The sequence below is a fragment of the Anabaena sp. TISTR 8404 genome, from assembly GCF_056847745.1.
Genome location: NZ_CP180578.1, coordinates 4,465,684 through 4,486,231, shown reverse-complemented (window position 1 = coordinate 4,486,231; position 20,548 = coordinate 4,465,684). Strand labels below are relative to the sequence as shown.

Annotated in this window: 14 protein-coding genes; 7 read left to right on the top strand and 7 right to left on the bottom strand. The window is 41.3% G+C overall.

Features of this window, described 5'->3' with window-relative positions:
* The first annotated feature begins 45 nt into the window (after nt 1-45).
* From ACMX3D_RS19400 to cysW, 4 genes are all read left to right on the top strand, one after another.
* Entirely contained in the window at nt 46-1,461 is a 1,416-nt protein-coding gene (locus ACMX3D_RS19400; RefSeq protein ID WP_482747503.1) for a DICT sensory domain-containing protein, read from the top strand.
* A 446-nt stretch (nt 1,462-1,907) separates the two neighbouring features.
* The gene (locus tag ACMX3D_RS19395; protein ID WP_482747502.1) at nt 1,908-3,053 is read left to right on the top strand and encodes a sulfate ABC transporter substrate-binding protein; all 1,146 of its coding nucleotides are present in this window, start codon (nt 1,908-1,910) and stop codon (nt 3,051-3,053) included.
* Nucleotides 3,054-3,135: 82 nt separating this feature from the next.
* Nucleotides 3,136-4,017 (top strand): sulfate ABC transporter permease subunit CysT, encoded by an 882-nt coding sequence (gene cysT / locus ACMX3D_RS19390; protein WP_482747501.1) that lies wholly within the window; start codon nt 3,136-3,138, stop codon nt 4,015-4,017.
* On the top strand, nt 4,004-4,879 hold the full coding sequence (gene cysW, locus ACMX3D_RS19385; protein WP_482747500.1) for a sulfate ABC transporter permease subunit CysW: 876 nt from the start codon (nt 4,004-4,006) through the stop codon (nt 4,877-4,879). The genes cysT and cysW overlap by 14 nt, the downstream gene beginning before the upstream one ends.
* Nucleotides 4,880-4,923: 44 nt before the next feature.
* Here cysW and ACMX3D_RS19380 read toward each other — a convergent pair whose 3' ends face one another.
* The 6 genes from ACMX3D_RS19380 to ACMX3D_RS19355 form a co-directional block, all read right to left on the bottom strand.
* Nucleotides 4,924-9,813 carry a PAS domain S-box protein gene (locus tag ACMX3D_RS19380; RefSeq protein ID WP_482747499.1) on the bottom strand — a complete coding sequence of 1,630 codons (4,890 nt, stop codon included), beginning with the start codon at nt 9,811-9,813 and terminating at the stop codon, nt 4,924-4,926.
* A gap of 489 nt (nt 9,814-10,302) precedes the next feature.
* Nucleotides 10,303-10,773: a MarR family winged helix-turn-helix transcriptional regulator gene (locus tag ACMX3D_RS19375; RefSeq protein ID WP_482747498.1), complete on the bottom strand. Its 471-nt coding sequence runs from the start codon at nt 10,771-10,773 to the stop codon at nt 10,303-10,305.
* A gap of 19 nt (nt 10,774-10,792) precedes the next feature.
* Nucleotides 10,793-11,650: an ABC transporter permease gene (locus ACMX3D_RS19370; protein WP_482747497.1), complete on the bottom strand. Its 858-nt coding sequence runs from the start codon at nt 11,648-11,650 to the stop codon at nt 10,793-10,795.
* Nucleotides 11,607-12,461, bottom strand: coding sequence for an ABC transporter ATP-binding protein (locus ACMX3D_RS19365; RefSeq protein WP_482747496.1), 855 nt, complete (start codon nt 12,459-12,461; stop codon nt 11,607-11,609). The genes ACMX3D_RS19370 and ACMX3D_RS19365 overlap by 44 nt, the downstream gene beginning before the upstream one ends.
* 167 nt (nt 12,462-12,628) lie before the next feature.
* Complete coding sequence (locus ACMX3D_RS19360; protein WP_482747495.1) at nt 12,629-15,283, bottom strand: EAL domain-containing protein; 2,655 nt, start codon at nt 15,281-15,283, stop codon at nt 12,629-12,631.
* Between the two features lie 318 nt (nt 15,284-15,601).
* A complete protein-coding gene (locus ACMX3D_RS19355; protein WP_482747494.1) occupies nt 15,602-16,330 on the bottom strand; it encodes a CAP domain-containing protein in 729 nt (242 codons plus the stop codon).
* 403 nt (nt 16,331-16,733) lie between these two features.
* On the opposite strand from ACMX3D_RS19355, the gene ACMX3D_RS19350 reads away from it, so the two are divergent.
* Nucleotides 16,734-17,414 (top strand): HEAT repeat domain-containing protein, encoded by a 681-nt coding sequence (locus ACMX3D_RS19350; RefSeq protein WP_482747493.1) that lies wholly within the window; start codon nt 16,734-16,736, stop codon nt 17,412-17,414.
* A 71-nt stretch (nt 17,415-17,485) separates the two neighbouring features.
* Entirely contained in the window at nt 17,486-18,049 is a 564-nt protein-coding gene (locus tag ACMX3D_RS19345) for a phycobiliprotein lyase (RefSeq protein ID WP_482747492.1), read from the top strand.
* A 63-nt stretch (nt 18,050-18,112) separates the two neighbouring features.
* Here the strand turns inward: ACMX3D_RS19345 and ACMX3D_RS19340 are convergent, their stop codons facing one another.
* Nucleotides 18,113-19,588 carry a site-2 protease family protein gene (locus ACMX3D_RS19340; RefSeq protein WP_482747491.1) on the bottom strand — a complete coding sequence of 492 codons (1,476 nt, stop codon included), beginning with the start codon at nt 19,586-19,588 and terminating at the stop codon, nt 18,113-18,115.
* A gap of 228 nt (nt 19,589-19,816) precedes the next feature.
* Here ACMX3D_RS19340 and ACMX3D_RS19335 point away from each other — a divergent pair, with 228 nt between their 5' ends.
* Complete coding sequence (locus ACMX3D_RS19335; protein WP_482747490.1) at nt 19,817-20,503, top strand: MBL fold metallo-hydrolase; 687 nt, start codon at nt 19,817-19,819, stop codon at nt 20,501-20,503.
* Nucleotides 20,504-20,548 lie beyond the last annotated feature (45 nt).

The window sequence follows — 20,548 nt, the reverse complement described above, 5'->3', positions numbered from 1 at the left end:
TAAAAATCAATGACATAATTATTTCTTCCTTGTTGTGCTTGACTCATGAATGATTCTCTGCGTAAGGAGTTATCCGTTTATCAGCTGGCCTTGGGAGTGGAAGCACCACCTCAACCATTGCCAAGCAATCCTGCTAGTCTGTTATCACTGCTGAAGTCGCAAATTGATTTATTGATTGAGAAGCAAATTACCGCAACTTTTTGGGTTAAGTTACCACCAGGAAAAATTTGGTACGCAGAATTAAAGCGTTATCAATCTGCGATGGGTGGATCTGGTGTGATTAATATTTGTCGAATAGAGAAAATCAAACCTGAGACAGAAGAGAAAGAGACTGATTACACGACCCCAAGGCAGCAAAACTGGGTAGAATTATTATCAAATTATCAATTACGGCGAGAATACTTTTTTATAGTATCCTCGCCGCAATTTTGTAGTTTGATTGTGGCGCGTAGACCACGAAAAAGAAATCAAAACCGCAACGCTAATAAAGCCAAAAATAGTAAACTTCCGTCATTGCTGGCTGTAATGACAATGGAAGGAAGAATAATTCAGCAAGTTTTAGATGCTCTTAAACAGGTGGCTGCACCGGAATCATCTGCTGTTTTTCCAACTGAGTTGATTTATCCAATTACAACTGAACCAGCGCTGATAAGTCAATTACTAACAAAACAACTCCAGCGCCAAAATTCAATCCAACGGCAAATTGCCAATAAACGCATTCACAAATTACAAGAGCAAAATCAAAAGTTGCAAAATAAAGAGCAACTCAAAGATGATTATTTAAGTAGTGTGTGTCAGGAATTGCGTACACCCTTAACACACATGAAAACTGCACTGTCGCTGTTGAATTCTCCTACCCTGAAACCACCGCAGCGACAACGTTATTTACAAATGCTGAATACTCAGTGCGATCGCCAGAGTATACTCATCACTGGTTTATTAGATCTTGTCAATCTAGAACATAATTTAGAAGCAACCAGCTTAGAATTAGTGCGCTTATCGGATATCGTACCCGGAGTAGTTAGCACCTACCAGCCTGTGGCTCAAGAAAAAGGTATTATGCTTGCCTACACTGTACCCACAGAACTACCAGCAGTTTGGTGTGTCACAGGTGGAATAAAGCAAATAGTGATTAACTTGCTCCATAACAGCCTGAAATTTACCCCCAAAGGTGGGCAAGTGTGGGTAAGAGCGCGTCTTCACGGAGATTATGTGCAGTTAGACTTCCGGGATACCGGTATTGGTATTGCGGAAAGCGAAATTTCTAAAATTTTTGACTCTTTTTATCGAGTACGTTCTGGAACCACTGAAGACTTGAGTGGTGCGGGATTGGGCTTAACTATTGTGAAGCGCTTATTGTGGCGCTGTGGTGGTTCAATTTCCGTGAGAAGTAAACTAGATGAAGGGTCTACTTTTACAGTCCAGTTAGTTACTACTCCTAACAAAATCCCGTTTAAATAAATCTTATAACTGAAGCAAAGTCTACTCATACAGTACGTCAGGGAAAAATAGCTAAATATTGCTTAATTTGGGAAAAACATAACGCAGGTGTTTGTTTCGACAAGCACCTCTGCGATGGTATTTCTGCAAAGAGTAATTAGTTTTGCGATATCGCACTTTTGGTAAACTTGCGGGGCGATTTTGGCAATTTATGGGGATTCCCTGTTCCCTGTTGCCCGTTCCCTGTTCCCTTTTAAACTTTTGTACCCCTCTTAACACTAGAGTTTTTGTGTAAGTATTTTTAATCGCCAAGAGAACTGCTAAAATCTCCCTATTCTCGATAGAGAATATGAATTTTTTGTTGAGTTTGCAATTAAACATTACTAATACGTGCAAACATCCAGTAAGATAAACCTTATATAACTATATATACATCAATTTACCGTAGATTAGAGAGGAGCCACGGAATGAACTTTTGGCAGCATCCCTTGAAGCGATCGCAACTTACAACTCAGCAAAGACCTTATCGGTTCAGGCTCAATTCTCTCAAAGGTTTTGTATCACTCACTTTGGTAGGGGCTATTTTGAGTGTGGCGCTGGCCGCCTGCTCTGGTGGAAATAGCAGTAATTCTGCTGGTGAAACTCCTTCTGCGAGTCCGGTTGCAGCTAACAAACCAAACGTTGAAGTCACCCTAGTTTCCTTTGCTGTCACCAAAGCCGCTCACGAAGCCATCATTCCCAAGTTTGTCGAAAAGTGGAAGCAAGAACATAACCAAACTGTTACCTTCAAGCAAAGTTACGGTGGTTCTGGTTCTCAAACTCGTGCCGTCATCGATGGTTTGGAAGCAGATATTGTTCACTTAGCATTGTCTGGAGATACGGAAAAGATTCAGAAAGCTGGATTAATTCAACCCGGATGGGAAACTGAAGTTCCGAACAATGGTATTGTTTCTAAATCTGTTGCTGCGATCGTTACTCGTGAAGGTAATCCTAAAAATATCAAAACTTGGGCAGATTTAGCAAAAGATGGAGTCAAACTAATTACAGCTGACCCAAAAACATCTGGCGTTGCTAAATGGAATTTTCTAGCACTGTGGAATTCTGTCATTAAAACTGGTGGAGATGACGCTAAAGCAACTGAGTTTGTCAGCAAAGTTTACAACAATGTACCGCTTTTGACAAAAGATGCGCGTGAAGCTACTGATGCCTTTTTCAAGCAAGGTCAGGGAGATGCTTTAATCAACTACGAAAATGAAATTGTTTTAGCAGAACAAAAGGGTGAAAAAGTAAATTACATCGTCCCTGATGTCAACATTTCTATTGATAATCCAGTTGCTGTAGTAGACAAAAATGTTGATAAACATGGAACCCGTGAAGTGGCAGAAGCTTTTGTCAAATACCTCTACACACCAGAAGCACAGCAAGAATTCGCCAAATTAGGATTTCGACCTGTAGATGAAACTGTTGCCCAAACTAAAGAAATCAAGGACAAATTCCCCAAAGTAACTACTCTAGGCACAGTTAAAGATTACGGTGGTTGGAGTGAAATCGATAAAAAGTTCTTCGCTGAAGGAGGTATTTTTGACAAGATTCAAGCACAAAAGAAACGGTAATTAATTATTAGTCATTTGTCATTAGTCATTTGTCAAATGACTGATGACAAATAATAAATGATCAAAGACAAATGACATTTTTATGGCTGTATCTTCTTCTCCATCCCCAGATCAAAATCTTGTTTCCGAAACTCCTGTCTGGAAGAAGTTCCTGCATCAGTTAATTCATCTTCCTTGGACATGGCGAATTACCTTGGTATACCTAACATTCATGTTGTTTATGCCAATAGTTGCTATGTTCCTAAAAGCCAGTACAGAACCACCTGCTAGGTTTTGGGAAATTGCTACTAGTGAGGTGGCCTTAGCAACTTACAACGTTACTTTTGTGACATCTATAGCGGCTGCTCTACTGAATGGTGTATTTGGTACTTTAATCGCCTGGGTTTTAGTGCGTTACGACTTTCCCTTGAAAAGGCTAGTTGATGCTACTGTAGATTTGCCCTTTGCACTGCCGACTTCTGTTGCTGGGTTAACATTGGCAACAGTTTACAGCGATAATGGTTGGATTGGTTCACTGTTAGCCCCACTAGGAATCAAAGTATCTTTTACTCGTTTGGGCGTAGCAGTAGCAATGGTATTTATTTCCCTACCTTTTGTAGTGAGAACTGTACAACCTGTACTGCAAGAAATGGAACATGACATTGAAGAAGCAGCTTGGTGTCTTGGTGCTTCGCAATGGCAAACATTTTGGAAAGTAATTTTACCACCGTTATTTCCCACAATTTTGACTGGTATTGCCTTGGGTTTTTCCCGTGCGGTTGGGGAATATGGCTCAACAGTAATTATTTCTTCTAATACACCCTTTCAAGATTTAATTGCGCCAGTATTGATTTTCCAACGATTAGAACAGTATGACTATTCTGGCGCTACTGTTATTGGCATCGTGTTGCTGACAATTTCTTTGATACTGCTATTGGCAATTAATTTCTTACAAGCGTGGGCAAGAAGATATGACAGTAAATGAGCCAAAATTCCACTCGTCTGCTTCTAATGCAGGTATAGCTAAACCCAAACAGCAAAAAAGCTGGGTGCCAACAATTTTAATTGGCATCGCAATTTCTTATCTAGCCTTAATTCAATACATCCCAGCAATTAACGTTTTTTTCCAAGCTTTTAAAAAGGGAGTTGGGCCGTTTTTTGCCAACCTAACGCACCCAGCTTTTCTTCATGCAGCTTGGCTAACGTTCATATTGGCATTGATTGCCGTACCACTAAATACAGTATTTGGATTGTGTGCAGCTTGGGCGATCGCTCGTCATAAATTCCCTGGTCGTGCCATCATTTTAAGTATTATCGACCTGCCCTTTTCCATCTCCCCCGTAGTTGCAGGGTTGATGATTGTCTTACTTTACGGGCGCAATGGCTGGTTTGGCCCTTTCCTGCAAGCCCATGATATTAAAATTATCTTTGCCTTTCCTGGGATGGTGTTGGCCACAGCCTTTGTCAGTATGCCCTTTGTGGCGCGAGAAGTCATTCCTGTGTTAGAGGAATTTGGCAGCGACCAAGAAGAAGCAGCGAAAACCTTGGGTGCAAAAGATTGGCAGATATTTTGGCGCGTCACCTTACCTAGCATCCGTTGGGGATTACTTTACGGCTTAATTTTAACCAATGCCAGAGCAATGGGTGAATTCGGTGCTGTTTCTGTAGTGTCTGGTAACATTGCTGACAAAACTCAGAGTTTACCACTGTTTGTAGAAGATGCTTACAAACAGTATGAAACTGAAGCCGCCTTTTCTGCTGCCGTACTCTTGGCATTGTTAGCAGTAGTTACCTTGATACTGAAGGAAATTTTAGAACGGAAAACTCGCATCAAAGATGTTGAATGAAGTCTGAAGTCTGAAGTCTGAAGTCTGAAGTAGGGAAAATTACCCTACTCCCTACTCCCCATTAGTATGGCAATTGTTCTCACTAACTCATCTGGCTCGATGGGTTTGGCAATATGCTTTTGAAATCCGGCTTGCAGTGCTTGTTGTTGGTTGATTTCACCCGCATAAGCAGAAAGTGCGATCGCAGGTATTGTTCCTCCCTGTTGGGGTGAGTATTGTCTAATTTGCCGAATCAAAGAATAGCCATCCATTTCGGGCATACCGATGTCAGATACTAGTAAATCCGGCAAAGATTGATTTAATAAGGTCAATGCTTCTAATGCGGAAGCGGCTGTAGTCACTTGTGCGCCAGCTTGGGTGAGGATGAATTCTGCTAACTCGCGCATATCTTGATCATCATCGACAACCAATATTTGAATGCCGCTGAGGTCGATCGCACTTCCCAAACGGTTAGTATCTGAAGATAACTTTTGCTCAACAATGTTTAATGGCAACCTGACTGTGAATGTTGCCCCCAAATTCTGCCCTGGACTATCTGCTTGCACTATTCCGCCATGCAGTTCTGTTAAATGGCGGACAATAGCCAGTCCTAAGCCTAATCCTCCAAATTTTCTTGTCGTTGCGCCATCTTGTTGCCGGAAGTATTCAAATACATAAGGTAAAAATTCTGGGGTGATGCCAATGCCTGTGTCTTTTACTTTAATTTGAGCATACATCCCCACCTGATCTAGTTGCACTTTTACTCGTCCGCCTGCTGGGGTGAACTTCACAGCGTTAGAAATCAGGTTCCAGACAACTTGTTGTAAGCGGTTGGTATCACCGGAAACTGTGCCAGAAACAGGATTGAGTATTGTTTGGATTTGAATATTTTTGGCTTCGGCGGCTAGTCGCACTGTTTCTAGGGCGGCTTCAATAGTTGCAGCTAAATTTACTGGTGCAACATTTAACGACATCTTGCCTTGGAGGATGCGAGAAACATCTAATAAATCTTCAATTAATTGTGCTTGCAACTTGGCATTGCGTTCGATGGTTTCTAAGGCTTGGTCGGTTTTGGCAGCATCTAAGCGCTTACTGCGCAACAGTTTTGTCCAACCTAAAATTGGATTGAGGGGCGATCGCAATTCGTGAGATAGTACTGCCAGAAATTCATCTTTAATTCTGTTGGCTGCTTCAGCTTTGGCGCGATCGCTTTGAGCTATGCGGTACAATTGAGCATTATCAATTGCTAAAGAAGCACGCCGCGCTAATTCTTCTGCTAATTGTAAACTGCTCTGGTCATAGCATTGACCAGACTCAGCTGAGATAAAGGAAATCACACCGAGAATTTTGTCTTGGGTTTTTAATGGCACTGACATAAAAGATTTAAACCCAACAGAGCGCAGAATTTCTAAATGTTCTGGGTCACGGGCTGCTTGTACTAACAATTCATCAGGAAAATCAGCTAACATATCTGATTTTCCTGTGCGTAGTGTCCATGCAGCGCCTCTAGGATCATTCGGGTTGAGAGGATATTTCTCCCGCATTTGCTCAGCCCATTGCAGTTTGGCCGGGTCGATGTGAGCTACCGCAATTTGCTCAATAGAATTATCTTCTTGGACTATGTGAACTGTACACCAATCGGCTAACTCTGGTACTGCCAACTGTGCAACTCGTTCTAAGGTAGTTTGGTAATCCAGGGAAGATGCTAAAACTGCGCTGGACTCTGCTAAAAAGCGTTGGTTGCGCTCTAACCTGACTTGCTCAGTAACATCTACCACATACGCTAAAACATCTTCGATTTGCTGGTTGGAGTTGGTTGTGGGCAGATAGTACACATTGTAGTAACCAGGAGAGCGATCGCTCCGACCAGGAGCATTAATAGCAAGGCTGAGTGAGCTAAAGGGATTTCCTGTACTGTAAATTTCATCAAAAACTGAAACTATGCTCGGATCAATTTGGCCAAAAAGCTCAACAACTGAATGTCCTAAATGTTGTTCACGAGTGAGTCCGTTGATTTGAGCTAATGCCTCATTAATTGCAACAAATCGCTGCTGACTATCTAACAAACCAATTCCTATCGGAGAGGTTTCAAAAATAGTTTGTAGCTGACGCTGCACTGTTTCTGCTTGCATCCGGGCAATGCGTTCACGTTCTAGTAATCGTTCCCGTTCTTGTTCAACTTGCTTGCGTTGTGTAATATCGATGACAACACCAATAGAATTTTTAGGGTTTCCCTTCAAATCGTAAGTAAACTTGCCTCTCGCTTCTACCCAATGAATCGAGTTATCTGACCAACGCAGGCGGTATTCGTGGTGATAATCTTTCTTGGTCTGCATAGCTTGCTGAAATTTGGCTTCAGCTTGCCCTAAATCATCTGGATGCACCCGACTTGCCCAAACTTCATGCGCGGGTTGACATTCATAAGGTTGCAGACCTAGCACTGTAAAGTGTCCTTCTGACCAACGCAATGTATTAGTTTGGATATCCCAGTCCCACGCTCCCATACGTCCGACATTGAGTGCTAGTTGCAAGTGCGCCTCACTTTCTCGCAATTCTTCTTCCGCACGCGATCGCTCTACTGCTAACCAAGTTTGTTCCGCAATTTGCTCCATCAGCGTGACTTCTTCTTCTGTCCAGTGACCTGGTGAAGTATGATGTAGCACAAATAACGCTACAAATTTACCTTGTTTCACCAACGGCACACATAACAGAGATTTAGTTTGAATAGCATCAAAAGCTGCCGCACCCCCTCCCTGAGTCCGAGGATCAGCATCCACATCATCTACAACAATTGTCTTGCCTTGTTTGAGTTCAGCAATAATTTCTCGGCCAAAAGAATCCATGTGATGACAGCCAACCACGCTAATCACACCGTTGCAGTAGTCGCGATCGACAATCACGTATTCTTGGGTAGAATCTATTTCACCGTAGGTACAGCGAGTTACTTGGAAATGTTTTCCTGTAGCACGCACCACCTGCCACATAATTTCCTTGGGATCTTGAATAGTCCGAATTGCATCGTTTAATTGAATTAAAAATTCCTTTTGTTTTTCTTTGTGTTGCAGCTGTTCGAGCAGTTGTTTACGCTCTGTGATGTCAACAGAAACGCCGCTCATACGAATTCCCTTTCCAGTTGCATCTAGGTAGACTCTGCCTTGACTATTCAGCCAGCGCACTTCTCCGTCTGGAGTAATTACCCGGTACTCCTGCTGATAAAAAGTTTCTCCCGCAGTTGCTCTTTGGGCTGCTTGCACAATTTGCAACTGATCATCCGGATGAATTGTAGCCACAAACTCTTCTGCTGTCCCGTCTTCCAGTCCCCAAACACCAAGCGCATTCGCAGAACACACCACACGATTTGTAATTAAATCCATATCCCAAGCAACCATCTGGGCTGAGGATAAAGCAAGTTGCAAGCGTTCTTCTGTTTGTCGTAGCTGTTCCTCAATTTGCTTGAGTTGCGTCACATCCTGAAACATCCCAATAGCAATTGCTGGATGTCCATACATGGCTGGCAAGGTTTCTCCCCAACAAAGTGTTGAGCGAATGCCTCCGGGTGTATGCCAGTTCATTTGATAGTTTTCTAGCTTTTCTCCTTGTGCTAACAACACCGCAGGCATTTTTTCTGTGGGGATGCGCCTGCCATTGGTATCGGTGCAATAGTAAAAGTCTGGGTATTTATCCAAAGATTTATTTTTTGGTAAGTCGCCACCAGCTAATTCATTGGCGATGCGATTAGAGAAAGTAACTTTTGCTGTGCCTGGTTCAATAAATACCGTAGGTGTTGGCATTAAATCCAACACAGCTTGTAACCATTGATGCTGGTTTTCTAAGGCTTCAGTTTGTTGCCTCAGAGCGCTTTCTATTTGCTTACGCTCGGTTACATCTTGAAATACAGCAACAGCTGCCACAATTTGATTTTGGCTATTAAGAATTGGGGCAGAATTAACACTAATAAAAGTTTGGTTAGCCTCACTTTGTAGCTGCATTTCTTCGTTAGAAACGACTTCACCTGTGCGGAGCGATCGCGCTAATGGATACTCCTCTGGAGCATACATCTGTCCATTAGGACGAAAGGCTGCAAATGGAGTAATAGGTACATATTCTTCTAGTTCTAGGGATTCTTCATAGCTGTACCCAATAATTTGTTTGGCTTGTTCATTAGCCAGAACTAATTTCCCAGTTGCGGCATCGGCAATTAGCACACCTGTTGGTAACTGCTGTAAAACAGCTGCAAATCGTTTATGTTCCATCTCAAGCTCGTGCAGCAACCGCTCTCGTTCTGCTTCCGCTTGTTTGCGCTCTGTAATATCACGAAAATATACTGCTAGTCCTTCCGGCGAAGGATAAGCATTTACCTCTAACCAACAACTAACTGCCTCCCCATATTCTTCCCAGGAAACTGGAACTTGTTGAGCTAATGCCCGATGCATCGCTTGATATGCGACCCCATCGACAAGTTCTGGAAACACTTCTTGCCAAACGTGTTTACCGATGAGTTGCGCTGGTGTTTTGTGTAAAATTTTAGCTGCTGCCTGATTTACATATGTGTAGTGCCAATTGCAATCAAAGGCAACAAAGGCATCTGTAATACTTTCTAGAATTGTTGTCACCCGATGTTCACTTTTTTGAGCGATCGCATTTGGTGCATTTTCTAGTAAAGCTTCTAAGTCTTGTTTCTGACGTTTTAAGGTGGCGATCGCTTGGTTTTGTTCAAGGATGCGCTCTTGTAACAAAGCGTTTTCAGAACTCGCCCTAATTTCGTAGAAATCGAGATTTTGTTCGTTTTCTAAGCTGCGGGCAAAGTATTCAATCAATTCCGAACGAGAAATTCCTTGCTTTTGCGCTGCTTCATCAAGCGATCGCCATGCTGTACCGGTAAGAGATATACTAACTCGTTGTTTTTTTTCTGAATCCCAGTTACTAACAAACTTACCAGTAGAGTCGCGCTTCATTATAGATTGATCCGTATGCGTACACGGTTCTTCTATTTAAGATCAATTATTTCCTGATTAGGATCTACCTGGGGATTGAGGTTTAAATTTATAGCATTGCAAGGCGATGCATTCACAATGCAAGTCGATGCATTCACAATGCGAGGCAATGCATTAACCCGACTTTTCACGGTATCTGAAAAACCTCTCTCCAAACCTCTCTCCTCGTAGGAGAGAGGCTTTGACTTCTCCCCCTTCCCTCGTAGGGAAGGGGGCTGGGGGGTTAGGTTTCTTATTTGTTTTTCCATATCACGTGAAAAGTCAGATGCATTAACAATGCGAGGCGATGCATTAACATTGCCGATTAAAAACTTAGGTATACACCGTAGGCTAAGTGATTCAGGTGATTGCTGCTAATACCAATTGATTTTCCCAGAGAAATTCCACTCCAGCTGAGAGCGCTTTTAGAGAAAGTGTTTCTTTGGTGCATATTATCCAGCCTCATTGCTGTTAAGAGCTAATTTCCGTTTTATCAAAGACATTTTTTAAAAAGTTTAACCCTTGTTCAATCTGGGAAAATTCCTCGGCTGACAGACCATTGAGAATGTCAGCAATCTGAGCGCGAGTATGGTTGAGGGATTGTTGAAGATGATACTTGCCATCATCAGTAAGATTGAGAACTATCCGCCGTCGCTCTTGGGGATGGTGTTCGCGCTGCACTAAGTTGCGTTGCACTAGTCGTTCTATAGTTGCTGACGCTGTAGCAGAGGTGACACCGAGATGTTCTGCTAAATCAGAGAGTGAAGCACCAGGATTTCGGTTAATAAATGCCAGCGATCGCAACTGCGGAATCGACAAAAAACCAGCATTATGCGCACGCATCTCCTTCCTGATAAACCGCATCACTAATGGAATTGTTTCCATTACTTTGGCAGCACATTCTTCAGAAGTTGCACCATGTGAGGGTTTATCGAGCTTCATGGGCGAGTTATTCTCCTAGTTACATTGCCACCCGTGGATAAAGTTTGCCACAGATGAGGGTTAATATTATTAATGTTAGTAGGAGAATTGTACAATCCAGAGCAAATCCATAAAGACTTGTGCCGTTAAGTAGCATCGTGCCTCTTAAAGCATCCACCTCATAAGTCAATGGGTTGATGTGGGAAATGAATTTTAGCCAGTTAGGCATTAACGAAATCGGATAAATGGCATTGCTGGCAAAAAACAACGGCATGGTTAATAATTGCCCAATGCCGGTCATGCGTTCTCGTGTTTTCACCAAACAACCAATAATTAGGGAAAAAATACAAAAGCAACCCGCACCCATGAGTACAATCAATAAAACTTTGATGATTGCCCAGGGATGCAAATTGAGTTTCACACCTAACAGTAGTGCCAATCCGTAGATAATAAATACCTGTGACAAGCACCTTACTCCACAAGCTACAGCTTTGCCTAATACCATAGCGACGCGGGGTGTAGGACTAGCCAGGAATTTATGCACAATCCCTAAATCTCGTTCCCAAATCAGTGTCATCCCACCAGTAAAAATGGCGACAAACAGTACACTCTGGGCGAGAATTCCGGCTGTCATAAAATCCAAATAAGGCAGATTTCCCCCTGTAGGAATAGCTCTAGTTTTGGAGAACACTTGCCCAAAGATTAATAGCCATAATGCTGGCTGGACGGCTCTAACAATTAAATCAGTGGGGTCGTGGCGTAATTTACGTACTTCTAATTCTGCGATCGCTAATGTTTTTATAATCAACTCACTAATTGCAGAGATCAGATTATTTTTGCGAATCGGTCTGGTTCTAACCCAACCGTTGAGCAGTACGCCTGGTTCTTGCTGTGTCACGGTAGTTAACTCCTGATACTAATTGGTCGCCTGTATAGTGAATAAACACATCATCTAAAGTTGCGTTAGGCTTACCTAAAGAGGCTTTTAAGTCTTTTGGAGCGCCTGTGGTAATTTCCTCGCCTCGTTGCATAATTACCACTCGGTCACAAAGATTATCGGCTTCTTCTAAAAAGTGAGTGGTTAAAAATATCGTTGTACCGAAATCAGTACAAAGCTTTTGCACCAGTTGCCAAACCTGAGTCCGTGCTAAGGGATCTAGTCCGACGGTTGGTTCATCTAAAAACAAAATTTGTGGTTGATGCAAAATTGATTGAGCAATTTCCAGCTTGCGAATCATCCCACCAGAGTAATTTCTCACTAAACGGTGGGTTGCATCTGCTAAACCCATAAATGCCAGAATTTCGCGAATGTATCTTTCTCGATACTTGGTAGGAATTTCATACAACTTGGCAAATATCAACAGATTTTCATAACCTGTGAGGCTACCGTCAGCAGACAGGGCTTGCGGCACATAGCCAATCACCCGTCTGACAGCCATAGATTGATGAGTTATGTCATAGCCAGCTAAAGTTGCTTTTCCTGCATTGGTAGGTAACAAAGTCGTCAACATCTTAATAACTGTACTCTTGCCTGCCCCATTCGGGCCAAGCAAGCCAAAAACTTCACCCTGTTCTACAGATATGTTCAGGTTGTTAACAGCAGTTACTTTGCCAAAGCGGCGTGTGAGTCCTTGAGTTTCTAAAATAATCGGTTTCGGTGTGCTGGCAGGTATCTCCGACCGATTTGCTTTTCCTGTCAGTCCTGTCACAAGTTTATCTACTCACTAATAGTTAGATAAACTAATTATTAGGTTAACAATATATTTTGTCAATAGTTGATTGCAAAAAAATTAACCAAGAATAGCGAACCCTATCCTTGGTCAAAGTAATTAAATAAGAATCCAGAAGCCAGAATGCAAAAATCAGAAACAGAACTTCAATTCTCAAGTCTAACTTCTGATTCCTGAATTCTGTTTTGCAGAACTTCTGTGGCTTTCTCTGCTGGAAGCGGTTTATAGAAAAAATAGCCTTGCACATCCTCACAGTGAATAGATTTCAAGAAATCTAGTTCTTCTTGCTTTTCTACACCTTCGGCCGTGAGTCTTAAGCCTAAGTTACGTCCCAAAGTAACAATTGCCTTCACAATATGAGCAACTCGCACATCTGTGGTTAACTCTTGAATAAAGGATTTATCAATTTTGAGGTTGTGTAGTGGTAGAAGTTGTAGGCGTGAGAGAGAAGAATGACCTGTACCAAAGTCATCTATAGAAAGGTGAACGCCCATCTGTTCTAGATTATGTAAAACAGTTCTGGTAAATTCTAAATCGGCGATCGCAGTCGATTCCGTAATTTCTAATTCTAAAAAACGCGGCTCTAATCCTGTCTGGGCAAGAATTTGGGCTACATCTTCTACCAACGTAGATTGGCGAAACTGTTTAGGAGAAAGATTAACAGCGACAGTTAAAGGGGGTAACCCAGCTTCTTGCCAAGCTTTGTTTTGCCTACAAGCTGCCCGTAATACCCATTCACCAATAGGAATAATTAATCCACTTTCCTCAGCCAGAGGAATAAAAACATTAGGAGCCACTAGCCCCATTTCTGGGTGTTGCCAGCGTACAAGCGCCTCCATTCCAGTGATTTTTCCCGTCCCGATATTCACACGAGGCTGGTAATATACTGTTAATTCTTCTCTTTCTAAGGCACAGCGCAAGCTTTTCTCTAAAGTTAGCAGTTCTGGAGTTCTAGCACTGAGGGTAGTTGTGTAAAACTGATAATTATTTCTGCCTTCGTCTTTAGCGTGATATAAAGCAGCATCTGCATGTTGGATCAGAGTTTCAGCATTATGGCTGTGTTCATCAAACAAAGCAATGCCAATACTAGCACTGACATAAAGTTCGTGACCATCAAAACAAAAGATATCCTGTAAGGTTTGCAGGATTCTTTGGGCTACTTGGGCTACCTCGTCCAGATAATTTACCCTTGGGAGCAGGATAGTAAATTCATCTCCTCCCCAACGCGCTACAGTGTCTCCTTCTCTCAGGCATCCTTTGAGTCTTTGCGCCACACTTTGTAATAATTTGTCTCCCAAAGTATGACCTAAAGTATCATTAATCACTTTAAAGCGATCTAAATCAAGAAACATCACAGCTAAACTTTCACTATTGCGCGTGGCGTTAGGTAAAGCTTTAGACAGCATCTCATTAAATAGCAAACGGTTGGGTAATCCCGTCAGCATATCGTGAAGTGCTTGGTAGCGAATTTCCTCTTCTACTTGTTGACGCTTCCAAGCACCGCTAATACTAGCCGCCATTGTTAACAAAGTTGATTCTTCATGTCTTGACCAAAGACGCTCTTGGGAACAGTCAGCTAAACCAAGACAACCCCAAAATTCATCCTCTAGTCGCAACGGGACTAACAGCAAAGATTGAATACCATCTCTGGCCAGCAGTTCTTGTTCTGCTAGAGGAAATTCTTGAATAGTGCCACTAATCGATTGTCCGCAAGAGAGAGTAGCATACCAACGCGCCAGTTCAGAAGATTGATAAAGCTGATTTTGCCAATGGTATCGAGAAGATGTAAAGTTATCCCGTATCCATTCAAATTGCAGGCTAAGAGCCATTTCTCCTGTATCTAAATGGTGGTGGTTTTTAAATAGATAAGCGCGATCGGCTTTAGCTGCTTCTCCTAGCACTGCCAAGGCTTTATCTATACCAGTTTCATAATTCATTTCCACTAGCAAATAATTTGCTGCTTCTGCTACTGCTTGTAATAAGCGATCGCGTTGGCGTAATTCAGCTTCTGCTTGCTTTTGCTCTGTAATATCCCTAACTATAAAAGTTCTAATTAAATCGCTTTCAGGTAAGTAGTGAATACATTGTTCAAAAACTTCTTTATCAACTTTTATTTCTCGCCAAAAGGAATTTATTTTTCGATCTTCTACCGCATTGAGCAATCCTGCTAAAACAGGGTGCTGCTTGCCAATTTCTTTAATCTTGGGGAATTTCACAGATGCAGCTGGATTAAGATATGTGATTGTTCCCTCTAAATCCATCTCGATAATGGGATTGGGGATGAGTTCCGGGAAAGATGCTAAGCGTGCTAAAGCAGTTTCACTAGCCGCTTCAAAATTAGGATCAACAACCAGAGTTTGAAAAGGATTGGCAAGATTAGCTTGCTCTAACAGAAAATCTGATAAGTCATCAACTTCGCAAGTTTCCGAAAAAGCTTTTTCCGATATATGAGAAATAGCATAGTATTTAGCCTGGACTTGACTATTTCCAAAGGCAACTACATCTCCATGCTGGAGATTATGTGATATGCATTTCGTACCATTCACATACAAGCCATTAGTACTGGCTTTTCCCTTGAAGTTGCCATCAATAATCCGAAAGCCATACTGGTCAGTTTCTGGAAGAGTGACTCGCAGTAAAATCGCATGTTGTCTTGATACTGAACGAGAACGAAGAACAATCGCGTTTCTAGAATCTCGACCAATGGAATAAGTGGTTTCTTGAAGTGGGATAGTTCTTTGCCCTTGTAAGTCTTGGACAACCAACAGGTGGCGTATTTTTTCCCACTCATTTCCTGGCATTGCTTTTCCTCAAAATCTCATTTCTTGAATCTACTGATGAAAAATCTTACTTGTAGTCACTTGCTTTCAGTTTAATACTTGCTTAAATATCTAGAATAAAATTAAAAGTATCCTATTTACATAGTAAAACTGCTGATTTTTATTTATGAATCAGAGATATTTTTTATTACATTAAAAATCTTCTCAGTAACTTACTCAAGATAAAAGCTTTGTAAAAAAATACTTGGTAAAATTACTTAATTATAAATTAATAATTGATTGTTATTTAGTATGATCTCGAACTAATTTAGTTGATGAATTTGACATATTGATTGCTAGTTACATTGTTGTAGCAGGTTTGCCAATCTCGGTTGTTTTCTCTTGAAAACCACCAGCATAGTTAATTACACATATAGTTTTGTAAATTTTATGAGTTCCATAAGCAACGCCACTAACTTTAAATGCAGCGTTAAAGATATTGGTGCGATGACCGCGTGATGGTACTCCATCATCAATAATTAATTGCATAACAATATCTTGGGCTGTATTTGGGCCATAGCTAATATTCTCAGCCGCAGTGATTTGCCATTTACCATAACGATTGATGCGATCAAAAGGATTGCTACCATCACTACCATAATGACCTGTCGCGCCTTTATTACCTTGGTCTTTTACATGAGCTTTTGCAGCCAAAGACATACCCCTCGATATAGTTAATGCTCCAACAGGACGTGCTGATTTAAGAAATGCGATCGCCTCATCAACAGCTTTTTTTCCTTCTTGAGTAATTAAATAAGAATTTTGTGACAACTTGACACGGTTACCTTGAAAACCTTTTCTGTACTTTTCTAAAATGGGTATATAAACTTGAGGATTTTGTCTGACTTTGTTTGTTTCAATAATTACTTGTTGTTCTAAAAGTGAAAGATAATTGGCTTTTGCTACTAAATATAAACTGGCTTTTTCGTCCATAACTAAAGTAGACTCTGCTAGAGACGATCTGGGTTGAAAAAACTGAAAAGAATAAGTAATAGCTAAAACGCTTAGTATAGGTATTGTTAATTTCATGTAATTGATAACCGTAGTTAAATTTCTGTTTTATTGTATTTTTTATTACATAAATTTGTAAATAGTAAATATATGCAAAGTATAATATTTTATTCTTGCTACGTAGAAAATTCTGCTGTACCGAAAGTCAATACAGTAGTAGGGAGAAGTGATCACACATCTCAACTTGCACATTTTTGTGTTGACTGTTAACAGATAACAATCAACAGTCAACAAACTTTATAAGTGATGGATAATTTCAAGGCGTAATAGCTTAACAGTCTTAGCTCACACGCTTTCTAATCAAGTTCTATGAGTATTGAAAAATTCGGGAATTACGCCAAACTAGCATCGGAGTTTGACGGCAGTCTAATCAACGAATCAGGTAAAGTAAAGATAAGTAAAGAAAGCGCTTTAATAATAAATGGCTGCTCTACCCTTACAGGAAATTTCTGCTCAGTTAGAAAGTTCAAATTTACGCGATCGCATGGTTGCGCTTGCAAGTCTGCGCGATGTCCCGGCTGAAGATGCAGTACCTTTAATTAAAAAGGTGTTGAATGATGATTCTCTGCAACTGCGGTCTATGGCAATCTTTGCCTTGGGAGTCAAGCAAACTGACGAATGTTATGCAATTTTAGTTAGAATTTTGCAAACTGACCCTGACTATGGTATCCGTGCTGATGCGGCTGGCGCATTGGGCTATTTAGGTGATACCAGAGCATTTGAGGCGCTGTCTAGAGCATTTTATGAAGATACTGATTGGCTAGTACGCTTTAGTGCTGCTGTAGCTTTAGGGAATCTCAAAGATCCACGCGCCCACGAAATTCTCATGCAAGCCTTGAATAGTGAAGAAACGGTTGTACAAGAAGCGGCGATTTCTGCACTAGGGGAAATTGGCGACTTAGAAGCAGTTGATAGTATTCTCAAATTTGCTCAATCAGAAGATTGGTTAATCCGACAACGGCTGGCAGAAGCTCTAGGAAATCTGCCCACTCCCAAGAGTATCTCGGCTTTAAAATATTTAGAGAAAGATAGCCACCCCAACGTTGCCGAAGCAGCAAGAGTCTGTCTTAAGAGGATTGAGGAAAAAGACAAACAAGCATAAAATTTGCTTCTCCTGCTACCTTTTAATAATAAGAGGGACTTTTAGTATTTTGATGCAGGGTAAAATCATTCATGAATATTGAAGAGTTTTTTGAGTTAAGTGCTGGTAAATGGTTTTCCCATCGTACTAGCCACCATTTAGCATTTAAGCAGTCTGAAGATGGCAAATCAGACATTGTAATTGAGATGTTAGCCGCAGATCATCCAGAAGTTATCAAACTGTGTCAACAGTACGAAGTCAACCCCAGTGAAGCTTCCTGTGGTGCAAGAGTTACCTGGAACGGCACAATGGAATGGGATGAAGAGAAGCACACTGGTTCAACTGTGTTAGTTACTGTACCCGATGCCGATAATCCAAGTGAAGGTAGGTTACTACGAGAAATGGGTTATGCGGAAAAAGCTCCTGTCGCCGGACGCTATAAGATGGGCAGTGATGACGCATTAACTTTAACCACAGAGTACGAAACGATGTGGTCTGAAGAACGTCTGTGGTTTGCTAGTCCCAATTTAAGAATGCGCGTTAGTATTCTCAAGCGCTTTGGCGGTTTTAGTATGGCTTCCTTTACTTCAGAAATTCGTATGGGTGGTAGCCCAGCAGCAGCGAAAGCAACTGAAGTGAGTAATTCAGCATCTTAGAGGATACAAGGGGTAGGAGATAGAAGAAAAACAAATCTTCCCTACTCCCTACTCACCACTCCCCTAAATTTGGAGTAAGTTAGCGATCGCCTGTGGTAATGGCAAAATAATGATGATTAATAAAGTCATAGCCATTAATCCCAAAATGTCACGCCCGTTATCTAATTCTGTAACATCATTCAAGGCGGGTTCATCAATCAGAGGGATAAATAATAAAATGATCGCCCAGACAAAAAATTCTGACTGTACCAAAGACAGTAATAGCAGTAGCAAGCGAGATATTTGACCAATAACTATTGCTGTTCGTTGCCCAAACATCGCATGGACAATATGACCACCATCAAGTTGTCCCACAGGCATCAAATTCAAGGCTGTCACAATTAATCCTAAAAAACCAGCCACAGCCAATGGATGCAAGTCGATAGCAGATTTCGCAGTCAATTGACTACCCAAGGCTAATTTTGAAAGTAATGCTAATAAAATTGAATATCTCGGATTAAGTGCATCTGGGTCGAGAATTCCTGTTTTGTCAGTCATAGGAACTATCTCAGAATGAGCCAAACCCCAAATTATTATGGGTAATGTTGCCAAAAATCCGGCAATTGGCCCAGCAATACTGACATCAAATAAAGCTTTACGGTTAGGTACTGGACTACGCATTTGAATAAATGCGCCGAAAGTGCCTAAGAAAAAAGGCATAGGGATAAAATAAGGCAGCGTTGAGCGAATTTTGTAGAACTTAGCTGTCAAATAGTGACCAAGTTCGTGAATGCCCAAAATCGTGATTAGACCCAAGGAATATGGCAATCCTTTGAATAAAACATTTGGATCAGATTTTAATGCTGTTAGCTCAACACCAGCAATTCTTGCGCCCACAAAGGTAGTAGTAAACAGAGTTGTAATCAGTAGTAAAAGTGCTAATCCTGGTCTAGTTAAATTTTCTGTTTTATTTTTGTTGACATTTGAGGCTGCTTGTGAATTAGGCACTAAAACAAAGAAAGGTTTGCCATTGACTCCTTCTTGAAAAATCACTAAAAAGCGATCGCCAAATTGTGCTTCGATATTGGACTTAATTTGTTGGTAAGCTTGATGAGGTTTAGTTCTTAACTGACCTCGACAGATAATAGCTTGAGGTCGATACTCAAGATTTTGGATGTAGTATACAGACCAGGGAAAACAATTTCGCAGCTGGCTTTCTTCGGTAGGTTCAATGGGACGCACTGGTACTGGTTCTGCGGTAGGATGAATAGCCTGTAATGTAGAAGTTTGGGGTTCAGTTTGCTGATCTGTTGGTGCTGTTCGCCCCCATTGAAATAACAGCCAGTATAACAAAAGGCAAACAATAGACGACCCAATAATCAGACCTGGTGGCGGAGGTTGTTTTATGCCATACCTCATTGTCCATCCAGTTAATAGCAATGCTGGTGTCATTAACACTAGCCATAACAACCAAACAGGCGTGCGTGTAATGCCAACAGCACTGCGTTGCACCATCAGATAAGTAGCTAGTCCCAGTAGGAGGAGAAACCAAAAAGTCATGTGTTCTTTAATAATTTGGAAAAGTGTCTCACCAGTGGTGTTAGCAGCACAGCCCTCACCACAAAGCAGACTCTAAAACCCGAATTTTTAACAATAGTTAACTCTTAAGGATTGATTTTTCATACCAATTTGCAAAATCATTGCAACAGATGAATTGCTCAAAAGATATAAATAGTTCAACTGTGTTACTAAAGTTTTACCACTCCTCATTTTCATTTAGTTTTTTTCATGTGTTCCTTACCTCAACAGCCCAGTCATACAGCTAAGTCACCACGGCCTGTGCTAGATAGCATTTTGGCTTTTCCACCAAATCGGGACACATTGGGAGGAACCTCCTACTTCATTGTAAGAAATGAAGGGAATATCCTCATCGATTGCCCAGCCTTAGACCAAATGAATCTAGATTTTTTGCGATCGCATGGGGGTGTAAGATGGTTATTTATTACTCATCGTAGTGCTATTGGTAAAACAGCAGAACTTCAGTCTGCTTTGGGTTGTGAGATTGTAATTCAAGAACAAGAAGCGTATTTGTTACCAGGTCTAACCGTTACTACCTTTACCCAGGAAATTTCTCTTACTTCCACCGCACAAATAATTTGGACTCCAGGTCATTCTCCAGGTTCATCTTGCCTTTATTACAGTGAATTAGGCGGCGTTTTATTTTCTGGTCGGCATTTAGTACCAAATCAGCAGGGTGAACCAGTCCCATTACGCACAGCCAAAACCTTTCACTGGCTTAGACAAATTAAAAATGTTCAATCTTTATTAGAAAGATTTACCCCAGAAACCCTTCAATATATTTGTCCTGGTGCGAATACAGGGTTTCTCAGAGGTAAACGAGTTATAGACCAAGCATACAAGCAACTTGCTGCCTTGGATTTTCCAGCTTTGTTGCAGGCACAACCGATTTTGTAAAGGTAATAGAGAAGTAGAGACGCGAAATTTCGCGTCTCTACTAAT